This window comes from Butyricicoccus sp. Marseille-Q5471 (assembly GCF_951230135.1).
In the GTDB taxonomy this organism is placed as follows: domain Bacteria; phylum Bacillota; class Clostridia; order Oscillospirales; family Butyricicoccaceae; genus Agathobaculum.
In genome coordinates this window covers 158,032-173,386 of the sequence record NZ_CATNVC010000002.1, presented here as the reverse complement: position 1 = coordinate 173,386, position 15,355 = coordinate 158,032, and the positions used below count along the sequence as shown (strand labels likewise).

The 15,355-nt window shown below is 55.4% G+C and carries 14 protein-coding genes and 3 tRNA genes; 10 read left to right on the top strand and 7 right to left on the bottom strand.

All coding sequences use genetic code 11. The features are described 5' to 3' along the window. Positions 1-21 precede the first annotated feature (21 nt). Positions 22-1,545, bottom strand: coding sequence for a YifB family Mg chelatase-like AAA ATPase (locus tag QOX26_RS03325; RefSeq protein WP_283673467.1), 1,524 nt, complete (start codon positions 1,543-1,545; stop codon positions 22-24). 293 nt (positions 1,546-1,838) lie between these two features. Here QOX26_RS03325 and nifJ point away from each other — a divergent pair, with 293 nt between their 5' ends. Further along, the gene (gene nifJ / locus QOX26_RS03320; RefSeq protein WP_283673466.1) at positions 1,839-5,393 is read left to right on the top strand and encodes a pyruvate:ferredoxin (flavodoxin) oxidoreductase; all 3,555 of its coding nucleotides are present in this window, start codon (positions 1,839-1,841) and stop codon (positions 5,391-5,393) included. Positions 5,394-5,530: 137 nt separating this feature from the next. On the opposite strand, the gene QOX26_RS03315 is transcribed toward nifJ, so the two are convergent. Then, on the bottom strand, positions 5,531-6,241 hold the full coding sequence (locus QOX26_RS03315) for a tRNA threonylcarbamoyladenosine dehydratase (RefSeq protein ID WP_283673465.1): 711 nt from the start codon (positions 6,239-6,241) through the stop codon (positions 5,531-5,533). A gap of 219 nt (positions 6,242-6,460) precedes the next feature. Here QOX26_RS03315 and QOX26_RS03310 point away from each other — a divergent pair, with 219 nt between their 5' ends. The 9 genes from QOX26_RS03310 to QOX26_RS03270 all read left to right on the top strand — a co-directional run bounded on the left by QOX26_RS03310 (position 6,461) and on the right by QOX26_RS03270 (position 13,330). Continuing rightward, positions 6,461-7,441: a transglutaminase-like domain-containing protein gene (locus QOX26_RS03310; protein ID WP_283673464.1), complete on the top strand. Its 981-nt coding sequence runs from the start codon at positions 6,461-6,463 to the stop codon at positions 7,439-7,441. Positions 7,442-7,727: 286 nt separating this feature from the next. After that, on the top strand, positions 7,728-8,747 hold the full coding sequence (locus QOX26_RS03305) for a type II secretion system F family protein (protein WP_283673463.1): 1,020 nt from the start codon (positions 7,728-7,730) through the stop codon (positions 8,745-8,747). A gap of 13 nt (positions 8,748-8,760) precedes the next feature. Then, a complete protein-coding gene (locus QOX26_RS03300; RefSeq protein WP_283673462.1) occupies positions 8,761-9,084 on the top strand; it encodes a hypothetical protein in 324 nt (107 codons plus the stop codon). Continuing rightward, complete coding sequence (locus QOX26_RS03295) at positions 9,081-9,554, top strand: DUF4860 domain-containing protein (protein WP_283673461.1); 474 nt, start codon at positions 9,081-9,083, stop codon at positions 9,552-9,554. The genes QOX26_RS03300 and QOX26_RS03295 overlap by 4 nt, the downstream gene beginning before the upstream one ends. Further along, positions 9,551-9,940: a hypothetical protein gene (locus QOX26_RS03290; RefSeq protein WP_283673460.1), complete on the top strand. Its 390-nt coding sequence runs from the start codon at positions 9,551-9,553 to the stop codon at positions 9,938-9,940. Before QOX26_RS03295 ends, QOX26_RS03290 begins: the two co-directional genes overlap by 4 nt. After that, positions 9,937-10,404 (top strand): hypothetical protein, encoded by a 468-nt coding sequence (locus tag QOX26_RS03285; protein WP_283673459.1) that lies wholly within the window; start codon positions 9,937-9,939, stop codon positions 10,402-10,404. Before QOX26_RS03290 ends, QOX26_RS03285 begins: the two co-directional genes overlap by 4 nt. Before the next feature lie 17 nt (positions 10,405-10,421). Continuing rightward, positions 10,422-11,510 carry a type IV pilus twitching motility protein PilT gene (locus QOX26_RS03280; protein ID WP_283673458.1) on the top strand — a complete coding sequence of 363 codons (1,089 nt, stop codon included), beginning with the start codon at positions 10,422-10,424 and terminating at the stop codon, positions 11,508-11,510. Then, positions 11,504-12,730: a BTAD domain-containing putative transcriptional regulator gene (locus tag QOX26_RS03275; protein ID WP_283673457.1), complete on the top strand. Its 1,227-nt coding sequence runs from the start codon at positions 11,504-11,506 to the stop codon at positions 12,728-12,730. Before QOX26_RS03280 ends, QOX26_RS03275 begins: the two co-directional genes overlap by 7 nt. Positions 12,731-12,889: 159 nt before the next feature. Then, positions 12,890-13,330: a hypothetical protein gene (locus tag QOX26_RS03270; protein WP_283673456.1), complete on the top strand. Its 441-nt coding sequence runs from the start codon at positions 12,890-12,892 to the stop codon at positions 13,328-13,330. A gap of 101 nt (positions 13,331-13,431) precedes the next feature. Here the strand turns inward: QOX26_RS03270 and QOX26_RS03265 are convergent, their stop codons facing one another. The 5 genes from QOX26_RS03265 to QOX26_RS03245 form a co-directional block, all read right to left on the bottom strand. Next, positions 13,432-14,487 carry an acyltransferase family protein gene (locus QOX26_RS03265; protein ID WP_283673455.1) on the bottom strand — a complete coding sequence of 352 codons (1,056 nt, stop codon included), beginning with the start codon at positions 14,485-14,487 and terminating at the stop codon, positions 13,432-13,434. Further along, complete coding sequence (locus QOX26_RS03260; RefSeq protein ID WP_283673454.1) at positions 14,484-14,714, bottom strand: AbrB/MazE/SpoVT family DNA-binding domain-containing protein; 231 nt, start codon at positions 14,712-14,714, stop codon at positions 14,484-14,486. The genes QOX26_RS03265 and QOX26_RS03260 overlap by 4 nt, the downstream gene beginning before the upstream one ends. Positions 14,715-14,844: 130 nt before the next feature. Next, positions 14,845-14,920: transfer RNA gene (locus QOX26_RS03255), tRNA-Gly, on the bottom strand. A gap of 162 nt (positions 14,921-15,082) precedes the next feature. Then, positions 15,083-15,158: transfer RNA gene (locus QOX26_RS03250), tRNA-Phe, on the bottom strand. A 5-nt stretch (positions 15,159-15,163) separates the two neighbouring features. Then, positions 15,164-15,240, bottom strand: a tRNA-Asp gene (locus tag QOX26_RS03245). Positions 15,241-15,355: the final 115 nt, after the last annotated feature.

Below are 15,355 nucleotides of genomic sequence, written 5' to 3'. Positions count from 1 at the left end.
CAAAAAATGGAAATGCTGGGATTACTCGGCGGCTTCACGGTCCAACGTGCGGTACTGCAGTGCTTCGGCAAGATGCGCGGCTTCGATAGAAGAAGCGCCGTCCAAATCCGCAATGGTGCGGGCGACGCGCAGCACGCGGTCATGCGCACGGGCGGTCAGCCCAAGCCGCTGGAAGGCGGCGGCAAACATGCGGGATGCATCGGCCTCAAGCGGGCAGAGCGTGCCCAGTTCGGCGGGAGAGATATTCGCGTTGCACACGCCTTCCCCCTGCCTTTGGTACTGAATCTGCCGCGCCGCCAGAACGCGGGCGCAGATATCGGCGGAGGATTCCTCCTCGGTTTTGCCGCGTGCGGCGAGAGCCTCGTACTGCACCGGCTGCACGGCAACCTGAAGGTCGATGCGGTCGAGCAGCGGGCCGGAGAGCCGTCGAAGATACTGCTGAACCGAGGACTGCGAGCAGGTACAGCGGTCGGTGCCGTACCAGCCGCATTTGCACGGGTTCATCGCGGCAATCAGCTGGAAATTGGCCGGATAGGTGACCTGCCCCGCAACGCGGGAAATGGTCACGCGGCCGTCCTCCATCGGCTGACGAAGCGTTTCGAGCACATCGCGCCGGAATTCGGGGAACTCATCGAGAAACAGCACGCCGCGATGGGCAAGTGTGATTTCGCCAGGCGTGGGCAGACGGCCTGCCGCACCGGAGCCGCCCGCGACTGCATTAGCGGAGGAGTTGTGGTGCGGCGCACGAAAGGGGCGCTCCGCACGCTGAACGGCTTCTTCGCCGAGGCCGACTGCCGACCAGACACGGATTACCTCGAGCCGCTCACCATCTGTCAGCGGCGGCAGGATGGTCGGGAAGCGTTTTGCCATCATGCTCTTGCCCGAACCGGGCGAGCCGGAGAGCAGGACGTTGTGACCGCCCGCTGCCGCAATCTCCAGCGCACGTTTGACGGCGTGCTGCCCCATAACATGCCGGAAGTCCAGTTCGTTCGGATGGCCGACTGGCGGCGGAGGCGCAGGGCAGGGGGAGAGGGGGGCTTGTCCGCCGAGGTGGGAAATCAGTTCGCCCAAACTGCGCACCGGCAATACGGTAATGCCGCTTGCGTAGGCGGCCTCGGCAGCGTTCTGCGTCGGCACAAACACCGACTGACAGCCTGCGTCCCGAGCGGCAAGTGCCATGGACAGCACGCCGCAGGCCGGTCGGATTTCGCCGGTCAGAGACAGCTCTCCGAGAAAGACCGCGTCGGGCGGCAGCGCGTTGATTTCGCCCGCAGCCGCAAGAATGGACAGTAGAATGGGGAGATCATACGCGGTTCCGGCCTTTTTCGTGTCGGCCGGGGCAAGGTTCACGGTCAGGCGCGAGACGGGCCAGTCAAAACCGCAGTGCTTCATGGCAGCTCGCACGCGCTCGCCGGCTTCGCTGACCGCACCGGTGGGCAGGCCCACGATGTCCAGACGGGGCAGACCGCCCGAGAGAAAACACTCCACGGTGACGATATACCCGTCAATGCCGCGCAAACCGGCAGAAAGCACGCGCGAAACCATACAACCCCTCCGAATAGACAAATTTCTAATGCTACTATTATACGATATTCCGACCCGCCGCGCAACGGGTGAGAGGGATTGATAAAGAAATGTAATATTAGGGAAAATGCATGGAAAAGATACACTCAACTAGAAGAGTATGTTATGAAAATGTCAAAATTGGTGTTTACAATTGAGGTGGGTAGTGATAGAATAAAAAGGGTCTGTTAGGCACGGTTTCAGGGCGGAGAGGGACGCTCTTGAGCCGCTTTCAGGCTTTAGGCAAGTTATAAACTGATAGGAGGATATAAAACATGGCAAGAAAGATGAAGTCCATGGACGGTAACACTGCGGCCGCACACGTGTCGTATGCGTTTACCGAGGTTGCGGGTATTTATCCGATTACCCCTTCCAGCCCCATGGCAGACAACGTTGACCTGTGGGCCGCCGCCGGTCAGAAGAACATTTTCGGCACTGAAGTTAAGGTGATCGAAATGCAGTCCGAGGCAGGCGCGGCGGGCACGGTGCACGGTTCTCTTGCAGCTGGCGCACTGACCACTACTTATACTGCTTCTCAGGGTCTGCTGCTCATGATCCCGAATATGTATAAGATCGCAGGCGAGCTGCTCCCCTGCGTGTTCCACGTTTCCGCGCGTACGGTTGCTTCCCACGCGCTGAACATCTTCGGCGACCACTCCGACGTTATGGCCTGCCGCCAGACCGGTTTCGCTATGCTGGCTGAAACCAACCCGCAGGAGGTTATGGACCTTTCTGCAGTTGCACATCTTGCAACCATTGAGAGCCGCGTGCCCTTCATTAACTTCTTTGACGGCTTCCGTACCTCCCACGAGATTCAGAAGATTCAGGTTTGGGACTATGCGGACCTGAAGGAAATGTGCAACATGGACGCTGTTGAGGCGTTCCGTAAGCACGCACTGAATCCTGAGCACGCGATGATGCGCGGCTCGCACGAGAATGGCGACGTATTCTTCCAGCACCGTGAGGCCTGCAACAAGTTCTATGATGCAGTTCCGGGCATTGTGGAAGACTACATGGCAAAGGTCAACGCCAAGCTCGGCACCGATTACCAGCTGTTTAACTACTACGGCGCTGCCGATGCAGATCGCGTCATTATTGCGATGGGTTCGATTTGCGACGTTGCCGAGGAAGTTATTGATTATATGAATGCAAACGGCGGCAAGGTCGGCCTGGTTAAGGTTCGTCTGTACCGTCCGTTCCGCGCGGACAAGCTGCTTGCTGCGATCCCGGCTACCGCCAAGAAGATCGCCGTGCTTGACCGTACCAAGGAGCCCGGCGCGCAGGGCGAGCCGCTCTACCTTGACGTTGTCACCGCACTGGCAAATGCCGGCATCACCGATAAGGTTGTCACCGGCGGCCGCTACGGCCTTGGCTCGAAGGACACCCCGCCGTCTTCCGTGTTTGCGGTATACGACGAGCTGGCTAAGAGTGAGCCGAAGCACCAGTTCACACTGGGCATCACCGACGACGTTACCTACCTGTCGCTGGAGGAGAAACCCTCTCCGAACACCGCGGCAGAGGGCACGACCGAGTGCAAGTTCTGGGGTCTGGGCGGCGACGGCACCGTTGGCGCAAACAAGAACTCCATCAAGATTATCGGCGACCATACCGATAAGTTCGTACAGGCTTACTTCCAGTACGACTCCAAGAAGACCGGCGGCGTAACCGTTTCGCATCTGCGTTTTGGTGACAAGCCGATCCGTTCTCCTTACTATATTAATAAGGCTGACTTCGTTGCCTGCCATAACCCGTCTTACATCATCAAGGGTTACCCGATGGTGCGCGACGTAAAGCCGGGCGGCGTATTCCTGATTAACTGCCAGTGGACACCGGAAGAGCTTGATCACCACATGCCGGCTGTTGCCAAGCGTTATATCGCTAAGAACAACGTTCAGCTGTATACCATCAATGCAATCGATCTTGCAATTGAAATCGGTATGGGCAAGCGCACCAACACCATCCTGCAGTCCGCGTTCTTCGCGCTGGCACAGGTAATGCCCTCTGAGCAGGCGATCCAGTTCATGAAGGACGCTGCAACCAAGTCCTACCTCAAGAAGGGTCAGGATGTGGTTGACATGAACCACAAGGCAATCGACGCAGGCGCTACCGCGTTTGTCAAGATTGACGTTCCGGCCGCTTGGGCAGACGCTGCAGACGCAGCGGACGAGCAGCATCTGGAAGGCGCACCCGCAACCGTCAAGATGGTCAAGGATCTGATGGATCCCATCGGCCGTATGGACGGCGACAGCCTGCCCGTATCCGCATTCGAGGAATATGTAGACGGTACCTTCGCGCACGGCGCAGCTGCTTACGAGAAGCGCGGCGTAGCCGTTACCGTTCCGACCTGGAATCAGGACACCTGTGTGCAGTGTAACCAGTGTTCTTACGTTTGCCCGCACGCAACCATTCGTCCCTTCGCGCTGACCGAGGAGGAAGCTGCTGCAGCTCCCGCATCGGCTAAGATTGTCGACATCAAGGCCGGCAAGGGCAAGGGCGTTTACAAGTATTCTCTGGCTGTTTCTCCGCTTGACTGCATGGGCTGCGGCGTGTGCGTCGGCGTCTGCCCGACCAAGTCGCTGACCATGGTCGCTCAGGAGCAGGAAGCCGCTCAGCAGGATGCGTTCGACTACATGGTGGCTGACGTTGCCGAGAAGCCGGACATGATTTCTGTCAATTCCGTCAAGGACAGCCAGTTCAAGAAGCCGCTGCTTGAGTTCTCCGGCTCCTGCGCAGGCTGTGCCGAGACCTCTTATGCTCGCCTGATCACTCAGGTTTGTGGCGATCGTATGTATATCTCCAACGCAACCGGCTGTTCGTCCATCTGGGGCGGCCCGGCTGCTACCTCGCCGTACACCGTTGATGCAAACGGCCACGGTCCTGCTTGGGCAAACTCCCTGTTTGAGGACAATGCTGAGCACGGTCTGGGTATGTACTACGGCCAGTTGGCTGTTCGTGAGCGTCTGATTGCCAAGCTCGAAGAGATGGCAGGCGCACAGAACACGCCCGACACCATGAAGAACGCCGTCAACTCCTTCCTGGAAACCAAGGATGAGGGCGACGCCAATGCTGAAGCAACCAAGGCACTGATTGCAGAGCTCGAAAAGGGCGAAGCTGCCGGCTGCCCGACCTGCAAGGAAATCCTTGCAAGCAAGCAGTACCTTGCTAAGAAGTCCGTCTGGATCTTCGGCGGCGACGGCTGGGCTTACGACATCGGCTTCGGCGGCCTTGACCACGTACTGGCTTCCGGTCAGGACGTCAACGTCATGGTATTCGATACCGAGGTTTACTCCAACACCGGCGGTCAGGCTTCCAAGGCAACTCCGATCGGCGCAGTTGCGCAGTTCGCGGCTGCCGGCAAGACGATCGGCAAGAAGTCTCTGGCTGAAATCGCGATGTCCTACGGCTACGTTTATGTTGCACAGGTTGCTATGGGCGCCAACATGCAGCAGACGCTGAAGGCTATTGCTGAGGCTGAGGCATATCCGGGCCCGTCGCTGATTATCGGCTACGCTCCCTGCGAGATGCACTCCATCAAGGGCGGCATGGTTAATTGCCAGGCCGAGATGAAGAAGGCTGTTGACTGCGGTTACTGGAATATGTTCCGCTTCAATCCGTCGCTCAAGGCTGAGGGCAAGAACCCCTTCATCCTGGACTCCAAGGAGCCCAAGAGCGAGGATTACCGCGGCTTCATCATGAACGAGGCACGCTACTCTGCGCTGACCCGTTCCTTCCCGGATCGTGCCGAGAAGTTGTTCGAAAAGGCTGAGGAAGCCTCGGTAGATCGCTATGCACATCTGAAGAAGCTCGAAGCGCTGTACGGCCAGCTTTAATTAATCAAAACCCAAAAGACCCCTGCGGGATTTATCCCGCGGGGGTCTTCTGTATCTGTATCATAACGCACTTCTAACGCAACACGGCATAATAACAAACAGGAGCAGGGCTTTTGTGCCCTGCTCCTGTTCGTTATTCAGCATACGCCGGTCAAATCCTTAACGACTTCACCGGCGAGAATCATCCCTGCAACTGGCGGTACGAAGGATACGCTGCCCGGCACTGCCCGACCGGCGGTACCCTTTTGTTCGTCCGAGGGCAGCGGGGTACGCGCTTCTTCACGGGAATAAACGACCTTCAGCTTTTTGATGCGGCGCTTCTTGCATTCCTGCCGAATGACACGCGCAAGCGGGCAGACTGAGGTCTTGTAAATATCCGACACGGTAAACTGGGTCGGATCGAGCTTATTGCCCGTTCCCATGGAGCAAATGAGCGGCACATTTTGCTGTGCACACTGCTCAATCAAAAAAAGCTTGGCCGTCACGGTGTCAATCGCGTCGATGATATAGTCAAACTGCTTTAAATCGAGGGTGCTTTCGGGGGTGTAAAACATTTGCAGCGCGTGGACGGCGGCGTTCGGGTTGATATCCAGAATGCGCGCGCGCATGACCTCAACCTTCGGCTGTCCGATCGTGGAAGAAAGGGCAATTAGCTGGCGGTTGCGATTGGTCAGCGAAACATCATCGTTGTCGATGAGTGTTAGCGTGCCGACACCTGCACGTGCAAGTGCTTCGGCTGCAAACGAGCCCACGCCGCCTATGCCGAACACCGCGACATGCGCGTGCCGCAGCCGGTCGATTGCATCCGACCCTAACAGCAGCTCGGCGCGAGAAAATTCATGCAGCATTTTGGTCACCTCATACGGATAGAATGGATTCAGTATAGCATAAAGTGCAGAATGGAACAAGTCTTGTCCGGCAGAATGCCCAAAGTACATTTGGAAAGACTGACAGAATGCGTCAAAAAATGCTTCACAAATTACACCAAACGCGCTATAATGTATATGGAACAGGAAAATGTAACCTCTTCCAAGACAAGAGAAAGCGAGGACAACGGAATGCGTATTTTGAAACGAGTTTTGGCGGGCGTAAGTGCGGCTGCTTTGTTGGCGGTTCCGCTGAGTGCTTGCGGTCAGAATCGCACGGCAGAGGATTCGGTCACCGGAGATGATCTGCGCGCGATGATCCAAATAGATGAGGAAGACGCGCCTTTGGCGATTGCCAATCCCACGCTGGATGGGATTTTAGTGCCGGAAGCCACTGGCACAGTGACCTATGGGAACGCTTATGCCGTAATTGACGCATCGAATACCGATCAAGGCTATGTGATGGTCAAATATCTGAAAAACGAAGCGGTGCGCATCAAGGTGCAGATTACGCGTTCAGGCGGCACAACCTATACCTATAATATTGCGGCCGATGAAAACTACGATGTTTTCCCGCTGTCCGACGGGGACGGCACCTATCAAATCAATGTTTTTCGCAACATCAGCGGCACGCGCTACTCGCAGGTTCTGGGGCAGAGCATCAGCGTAAAGCTGTCGAATGAACTGCTGCCGTTCCTGTATCCCAACCAGTTTGCGAATTTTAAGGAAGACAGTAAGGCTGTGCAGTATGCCGACCAGCTTGCCTCTAAAACGGGGGATGAGTTGGAAACAGTTGCGAATATCTATAACTACGTGGTGCAGAACATCAGCTATGATTATGATTTGGCCAAAAATGTAGAGAGCACCTATTTGCCGGTTGTAGACGATGTGTTGGCCAAGGGGAAGGGCATTTGCTTTGATTATGCCTCGCTCTTGACCTCCATGCTGCGCTCACAGGGTATTCCGACCAAGCTGCTCGTCGGTTACACCAGCCGGGGCGAGTATCATGCCTGGATTTCGGTGCATGTCAGTGAGCTGGGATGGATTAACAACATCATTTCGTTCGATGGCCAACAGTGGAAATTAATGGACCCGACATTTGCGTCGACCGGAAAATCCAGTAAAAAAATCATGGATTTCATCAATAATCCTCAGAATTATACAGAGAAATACTGTTACTAATCCAAATTTTCAAAGACGACCGATATATCGGTCGTCTTTTTTGCGTTTGCCGAAAAATCCTTGAAACATTTGTGAATGGCAGAGCCGATTCCATTATCGCCAATTGCAAAAATATATGATATAATAACAATAAGACCGCTATAAGATGGACTGCTTTACGTCAATAGCGGACACGAATGCCATGGTACTGCAGACGGGAAGCGGTGAGGCGACCGTTTGCTGCACGATATGGCGACATCGGAGCATGCGCCAGACGGGGGCGGAGCATGCATGAGGGGGCGGCTGAATGGCACAGAAAAAATCGCGCGCACTGATCTTTTCACCGGCAGAATTGTCAGCGCTTTGTCTGCAATTGGGCGACTTGCTGCATGCGGGCATTTCGCCGGAGGAGAGCTTCTCCATCTTGGCCGAGGATGCACAGCGGGAGCAGGAGCGTGCGCTGTTTACGGCGCTGAGCGAAGCGCTGGCAGCAGGACAGCCGCTGAGTAAAGCGCTGTCTGACCAGGGGGCGTTCCCGGATTATATGCTCGGCATGCTGGGGATTGCGGAATGCACCGGCACGATGGAAGAAGTGTGCACAGCACTGGCGGCGCATTTTGACCGGGAGGATAAGCTGGAAGAAAGCATTCGCAGCGCGGTGGCATTTCCGCTGCTGATGGGTGCGGTGATGGCCGCACTGCTGATTGTGATGGCGGTTGTTGTGCTGCCGGTGTTTGATGGAGTGTTTGCCTCGATGGGGCTCACGCTTTCGCCGATTGCATCGGGATTGATGCATGCGGGAAAATGGCTGGTTGCGGTTGCTGCGGTGGTACTTGTTGCCGGTTTGGGCGCGTGTGCGGCAGTTGCGGCGGCGAGGAAAAGAGGAAAACTGCAGGGTACACGGCTTTTCCGAGAAAACGGCACGGTTCGCTTTGCATCCGCGATGGCGCTGATGCTGCACAGCGGCTTAGAACTCGAGGAAGCGCTTCGCCGCGCAGGGAGCTTGACCGGCACGCCGGCGGCGGTGCAGTCGGCGGATGCGGCGGCGGAAAAACTGGCGCTCGGTGCAACGCTGAGCGATGCGCTCGTCGATACCGGGTTGTTTTCCGGTTTCCATCTGCGCATGCTGCGCGTCGGTGAGCGTGCCGGCTGCATTGAACGTACGATGGACGAGGTTGCCGCACGAATGGCCGGAGCGGCGGAAACGAAAGTGGACGAGCGAATCTCTCGCATTGAGCCGGCGGTCATCATGGCACTCGTGGCGGCGGCCGGACTGATTCTACTTTCCATTATGCTGCCGCTGCTCGGCGTGCTTGCCACGGTTTGAGCGGGAGGCACGTATGCAAAAAAAGACTGTGAAGAGACGAATCGTCCTTTCCGTGCTGAGCATGCTCACGCTGGTGGTCCTGTTTGTTCTGAGCACCCTGTGGGTTGGCGGCACGGCGCAGGAGCAGGATATTCAACGGCTGCAAGAGGATTTGCGGCGCGCTTCTACCCACTGCTATGCCACAGAGGGACGCTATCCGCCGAATTTACCTTATTTGCTGAACGAATATGGCGTCCGGTATGATGAAAGCCGGTTTTTTGTCATGTATCAGCTGTTCTCATCCAATCTGCCGCCTGACATTACGGTGGTGGAGAAGCAAGGGGAGGCGGCTGTATGACCAGACATCGCAGCGTCGACACCCTGGCGGCCTTGCTGCTGCTCCTGCTTTATCTTTCTGTGTCCGCGGCTGCACTGCTGTGCGGCGTGCAGGTTTGGAACGGTGCGGAGGATTGCATGCAGCAGAACTTTACCCTGCAAACACCGCTGTCCTACCTGGCGGGCAAAGCGCGCCAGTCCGACAGCTTTCATATCGACCCCTTTGCCGATGGCACGCAGGCGCTTGCGTTTGATGCCGAGTGGGAGGGGGAAGCCTATATTACGCGCCTGTACTGCTATGACGGCGCATTGTATGAGCTTTTCACACCGGAGGACATTGTGCTTACTCCGGCCGACGGCACGCGTCTGATGGAGGGCGGCACAATGGTGTTCTCCAACCGGGACGGCATGCTGTGCGTTGACTATACTGCGCAGGACGGTCAAACGCAAAGTCTGCTGCTTGCGCCGAAAAGAGGGGAGGTGCACCCGTGAAACGCCTGAAACACACACAAACCTTTCTGCTGGAGCTGGGTGTCAATCTCATCTTTTTCTGCATCTGCACGGCGGTCTGCCTGAGCCTGTTGGCGCATGCGCACGGACTGAGTGAAGAGAGCGAAACGCTCGATCGCGCAGTTGTTGCGGCCGAAAACTCTGCTGAGCGCTTCAAAGCGGCAGATGGTATAATGGAGGCAGAAACCATTCGTTATGATGCTAATTGGAACGAAACGGCGGAAGATGCCGATTACTTATTGGAATTGATGCCCGAAGATATGGGAAACAACCTGTATAAGGCACAAATCACGGTATATGCAGCGAAAGATCGGCGCGAATTGTACACGCTGACCGTCCGGCGTTTCGCCGGAGAGGTGGGTGCATGACCGGGGGGCGCACGCCGCGCCGCAGTATTGTGTTCGGCGGAGCGACGGTGTTGACCGTGCTGATTGTACTGTGCATGGCTTGCCTGTCCCTGATGGGACTGTCGCGTGCACGCGCGGATCATCGGATTGCGCAGCGGGCCGCGGAGACGGTGCGCAGCTATTATGAGGCTGAGGCAGCAGTCGAAACGGCGCTGAGTGTGCTGTCGGTACACGCAACGGCGACGCCGGATGCCGTAGGCTCTGCGATGGCAGATGCGGCGCAAAGCCTTGGCGTACAGGCGGAGTATGACGCCGCATCGCGGCTGCTCACGATTTCGGCCGATGCAGGCGCACAGGGGATGCTTGTGGCGCAGCTGCAATTATCCGCACAGGGGCGAGACACCGCGGCGAAGGTTATATCCTACCGCATACAAAGCCGAGAGGACGCGCAAATTGATACCACGCTGCCTGTTTATCAAGAATAGGCAAGAAAGAGGGAGAAATGGTAGAACTCAACGCATTATTGCATCAGGTTGTGGCGTGCGGCGCGTCTGATGTGTTTTTGGTTGCCGGTCTGCCGCCGTCTTACAAGGTGGAGGGTCATTTGACCCACACGGGGGAGCGGCTGATGCCCGATCAAACAGCCGAAATGATTGGCAAGATTTATGCACTCGGCAAGCGGGAAATGCGGGTGCTCCATGAGAAAGGCGAGGATGATTTCGCGTTCTCGGTTCCGGGGTTGTCGCGGTTTCGCGTCAATGTGTATCGGCAGCGCGGCTCGCTGGCGGCGGTCATTCGCATCATTACGTTCGACCTGCCCGATCCGGCGGCGATTCATATCCCCGATTCGGTGATGGATCTGAGCAGCCTGACGCGCGGTCTGATTCTTGTGACCGGACCTGCGGGCAGCGGCAAAACAACAACACTGGCCTGCCTGATCGACCGCATTAACAAAACGCGGGAAGGGCATATTATTACGCTCGAAGATCCGATTGAGTATCTGCACAAGCACGACCGCTCAATTGTGTCCCAGCGCGAAATCGGTATGGATACGGAGGGTTATGTACCCGCGCTGCGCGCTGCACTGCGGCAGGCACCCGATGTGATTCTGCTTGGTGAAATGCGGGATTATGAGACCATCCGTACGGCTATGACGGCGGCGGAGACGGGACATCTCGTGATTTCCACCCTGCATACGGCAGGTGCGGCGAACTCGATTGATCGTATTATCGACGCATTTCCGGCGGCACAGCAGAATCAGGTACGGATTCAGCTATCTATGGTGCTGCGTGCCGTTGTTTCGCAGCAGCTGATTCCGATGAAAACCGGCGGTGTGCTTCCGGCGGCCGAAGTGCTGCGTGTGAATCCGGCCGTTGCAAATCTGATTCGGGATGCGAAGATTCATCAGATTGGCGCGGTCATGCAGGCCTCCGCCGGCACAGGGATGCAGACGATGGACAATGAGCTGCTCCGATTGTGCCAGGCGGATGTTATCACCGCGGAGAACGCGGTACAATATTGTTTTAACCGGGAACAAATGAGCAAAAAGCTGTCACTCAATCAGACGAGCGGAGGTGGTGATCTGTGGTGAAAGGACAAAATCCGAAAACCAAGGTTTCGGTCGCGTTGTTTGGCGAACTCACGATCGAAGTAAACGGGGTGGTGGTAAGCGGACCACTCAGCCGCTCCAAAAAACTGAAAAACATGGCGCAATACCTGATTATGCACCAGAATCGTCCTGTGCCGCATGGCGAACTCTATGCGACCTTTTGGCCGGATGAGGGCAGCGCAAATCCGCGTGGCGCACTCAAAACGCTGATGCACCGCTTGCGTACCGCACTGGTGCAGGGCGGCGCGCCGGAGGAGCTTACATTCATTACGGTCGGACAGGGTGCGTACCAGTGGAATCCGGCGCTTGATACCACGTGTGATTTTGTGGAGTTTGAGAAGGCGTTTCACCGCCTGCAGGAGGAAGACTGCGGCGGAGAGGAACGGATGCGGCTGCTCGAGCAGGCCTGCGCCCTGTATCGCGGTCGCTTGTCCGATGAAACCGAGCTGTGGATGGTATCGCCGACAGTGTATTTCCATGGCTGCTATCTCAAACTCGTTGGGGAACTCTGCGAGCGGCTGCGGCAAGAGCAACGTGCCGATGAAGCGGCGGATCTGTGCCGGGATGCGCTTCGGTTTGACGAACTGGATGAGGGACTCAATCGTGAACTGATTCTGGCGCTGACGGCGTGCGGACGCAATCAGGAAGCCATGCAGCAGTACAATCGTGTGACGGAGCTGTATTACAGCGAGCTGGGTGTGCAGGTGTCGGACGAACTGCGCGCGCTGTATCGTAAGATTGCGGCGGCAGAAGAAACAACCGACATGAACATTGATAGCGTGCGCGATCGGCTGCAAGAAAAAGAAGGGACAACCGGTGCGTTTGTCTGCGAATTCGGCATTTTCCAGGATATTTACCGCATTGAAGAACGCGTGCTTGCACGCTATGGCGGCCGAATCTTTCTGGGACTGCTGACCGTGACCAATGCTTACATGGAAACCCCTGAACAGAAGGTGCTCAACCGTGCAATGGATCAAGTGCTGTCAGTTGTGCGGAAAAGCCTACGCCAGTGCGACATCGTTTCTCGGTTTAGTCCGTCGCAATATGTGGTGCTGCTGCCAACCGTGACCTATGAAACCGGTGAAATGGTCATGGAGCGTATTCGCAAAACCTTTCGCAGGGAATTCCCCAAGTCTCCGGTGATGCTTTCGTGCAAACTACGTCCTCTTCGTCCGCAGGACGGCGAGCGGATTATGGAATGATGAAAGCGGGAAGTGAGGGGCGGCAAAATTTTTTCGCAGATTTGTCCCGTTTTCGGCGAGATGTAACCGAGATTTAACCGGAGTATGTCATAATAAAGAAAATAGAAAAAGGGAATACCTTTTCGGAGAGGGGGCAGATACAGCGTGTTGACAGTTCCAATGGATTCCGTTCCGTACGAAGCGCGCGGGCTGAAGCTCTGCTTTGATGGATATGTCAATGGTGTGCCTTCCGGCAGGCTGCATACTGCGTTTGAACCGACCACGTTTGTCTTTTCAGCGCTCATGCCGTTGATACACTATATAGATGATCTGCTGGATCAGACCATGCACACACAGCGGTTTGAGGATCGCCGCGCACTGTTGGAGCACCGTGCGCCCGCGCTCGCAAAACGCACCGCTGAGGGATGGGAGGATGCCGTCTGTGCGCCCGGAAAATTGGCGACCTTTTTGGTGCGAATCAATTTTCGGCAAAACGCAAGCTGGCAGGGAGAAGTCGTTTGGATTGAGAAGAAACGCTCCTGTTTCTTCCGCAGTGCACTGGAATTGCTGCGTATGATTGATGATGTGCTGCTGGAGCAGGACGGAACGGTCGCAGAGTAACGCGGCGGCAGCGTCAGATGATGTGCAATGAAGCAGAATATTTTAGGGCAGGCACCCGGTTTCGGATGCCTGCCCTAAATTTATGGCGCATAGCTGCGTTCTTATTTTTGAATTCCCAAAACCCAAAAGCGGACAATGGGGATCCTTTTTAGGATTTCGAATGTAGCGGCAGTGAGCGCAAACTCAGCTGCAAGAGCAATCAGATATACCGCGGCGGCAGGCAGGCTGAACGCGTGCACCAAAACATAGCAGACGGCAAGCAGAATGGGATAATGCAGGATGTACCATCCGAAACTGGCCTTGCTCATATAGCTGGTAAACGCGGACTGGAAATCAAGCCACGCCTTTGCACAACCCAGAACGGCCAGCACCGCAATCCATAAATATAAATTGGTAAAAAAGCTTTGCAGGCAGGCGGCGGAGGTGTAATCACTGCCGAAATAATAGAGTGTGTAGAGAACGCCCAACAGAACTGCGGAGATGCCAAGCGGTATTTTTGCCTTTTCAAGTCGACAAATGACCGCTTCGTGAGAAAGGACGAAGTATCCCAGTAAAAATGCGAAGAAATAGATTCCAAACCGATACACGATTAAAACAGGCAGGTTGAGAATTTGCGCGGCGCCCCAAATGGGCAACACAAGCAGAAGCAGAGCCGGTAAAGTCATTTTGCCGCAGACGCTCCAAAGCCGATCGGAGCGATCTAGCTTGCGCACGGCGACCATCAGCAGAGAGAACAAGAAGAGCATTTGGATAAACCACAATGGGCCAATACCGCTAATGACAAAAACCGGGTATCGCATGAGAGTTGGAATGTAGGGAAGACCGCCGCCGATTTTCAGGTTAAAATAACCCGAAATCCACTGATAGACGAAAAGGCCCAGCGTGGAAGGGACCAAAAGCTTGACGGCTCGGCCGCGTATGAACTGCTTGGCAGTGCGGTGATTCAAAGAATATCGTGTGCTGATGCCGGCTACGAGAAACAGAAGCACCATAAACCAGGGGTAGAGAAAATACAGCAGCGCGTCCGCGCATTTTGCACCCTCTAAAGCGGCCACGCCCCCTAGCACGCCGGCGTGATTGAACAAATAAAAAACATGGTACACCAACACCAATGCTACGGTAATCCACCGAATGTTATCGATATAGTGTTTTCTCATCTTCTATCGCCACTCGTTGGCGGTTGTTGATCTTGAAATATTTTAGTGATGAGCTCTGCAAAGGAGCTTTTTGGAGGGATTGCAATGCCTCGCTGCTCATCGCCCAATAGAATCAAGGTATCGCCGGGCTTGATGTCAAAAATGTCGCGAGCCTCCTTGGGGATTACAAATTGACCTTTTTCGCCCACCTTAACGGTCCAAGCATATTTGCCTTCCGGTGCATTCATGGCGCATCTCCTTATCGAAGTATGATTTGTATAACTTATCATACTCAGTATACGCTTGCATCGAAGCATTGTCAATGGAAGGGGATATTTGGACATGAAAAAAGCACCGTTTATAACGGTGCTTTTAAAATGGAGCGGCTGACGAGGCTCGAACTCGCTACCTCCACCTTGGCAAGGTGGCGCTCTACCAGATGAGCTACAGCCGCATGTGGAATTTTGTGCCTCCGGCTTTTCCGAAGGCTCTTGATGATATAAGTGGTGCCTCCGGACGGAATCGCTTTTCTGCGGAAAAGCCACGGCGGTTCAAACAGTCCGCCGGACTGTTTTCAAGAGCCGCCTTTCGATTCGAAAGACACGCAGGATGTAAGTGGTGCCTCCGGACGGAATCGAACCATCGACACGGGGATTTTCAGTCCCCTGCTCTACCGACTGAGCTACAGAGGCAAAATTGGCGACCCGGATGGGACTTGAACCCACGGCCTCTAGCGTGACAGGCTAGCGCTCTAACCAACTGAGCTACCGGGCCAACTGCGAAGTGCTTAATTAGAATACTACACATACAGACAAATGTCAACAAAAATTTTCGCTTTTTTTCACGCCTTGATTCTTTTTTTCAAAAATGGTACGATAATGGCATAAAC

Excerpts from the sequence above, each read along its gene's own strand:
- QOX26_RS03325 (WP_283673467.1), bottom strand. The coding sequence starts at position 1,545 with ATGGTTTCGCGCGTGCTTTCTGCCGGTTTGCGCGGCATTGACGGGTAT.
- nifJ (WP_283673466.1), top strand. The coding sequence starts at position 1,839 with ATGGCAAGAAAGATGAAGTCCATGGACGGTAACACTGCGGCCGCACAC.
- QOX26_RS03315 (WP_283673465.1), bottom strand. The coding sequence starts at position 6,241 with ATGCTGCATGAATTTTCTCGCGCCGAGCTGCTGTTAGGGTCGGATGCA.
- QOX26_RS03305 (WP_283673463.1), top strand. The coding sequence starts at position 7,728 with ATGGCACAGAAAAAATCGCGCGCACTGATCTTTTCACCGGCAGAATTG.
- QOX26_RS03300 (WP_283673462.1), top strand. The coding sequence starts at position 8,761 with ATGCAAAAAAAGACTGTGAAGAGACGAATCGTCCTTTCCGTGCTGAGC.
- QOX26_RS03295 (WP_283673461.1), top strand. The coding sequence starts at position 9,081 with ATGACCAGACATCGCAGCGTCGACACCCTGGCGGCCTTGCTGCTGCTC.
- QOX26_RS03285 (WP_283673459.1), top strand. The coding sequence starts at position 9,937 with ATGACCGGGGGGCGCACGCCGCGCCGCAGTATTGTGTTCGGCGGAGCG.
- QOX26_RS03280 (WP_283673458.1), top strand. The coding sequence starts at position 10,422 with ATGGTAGAACTCAACGCATTATTGCATCAGGTTGTGGCGTGCGGCGCG.
- QOX26_RS03270 (WP_283673456.1), top strand. The coding sequence starts at position 12,890 with ATGGATTCCGTTCCGTACGAAGCGCGCGGGCTGAAGCTCTGCTTTGAT.
- QOX26_RS03265 (WP_283673455.1), bottom strand. The coding sequence starts at position 14,487 with ATGAGAAAACACTATATCGATAACATTCGGTGGATTACCGTAGCATTG.
- QOX26_RS03260 (WP_283673454.1), bottom strand. The coding sequence starts at position 14,714 with ATGAATGCACCGGAAGGCAAATATGCTTGGACCGTTAAGGTGGGCGAA.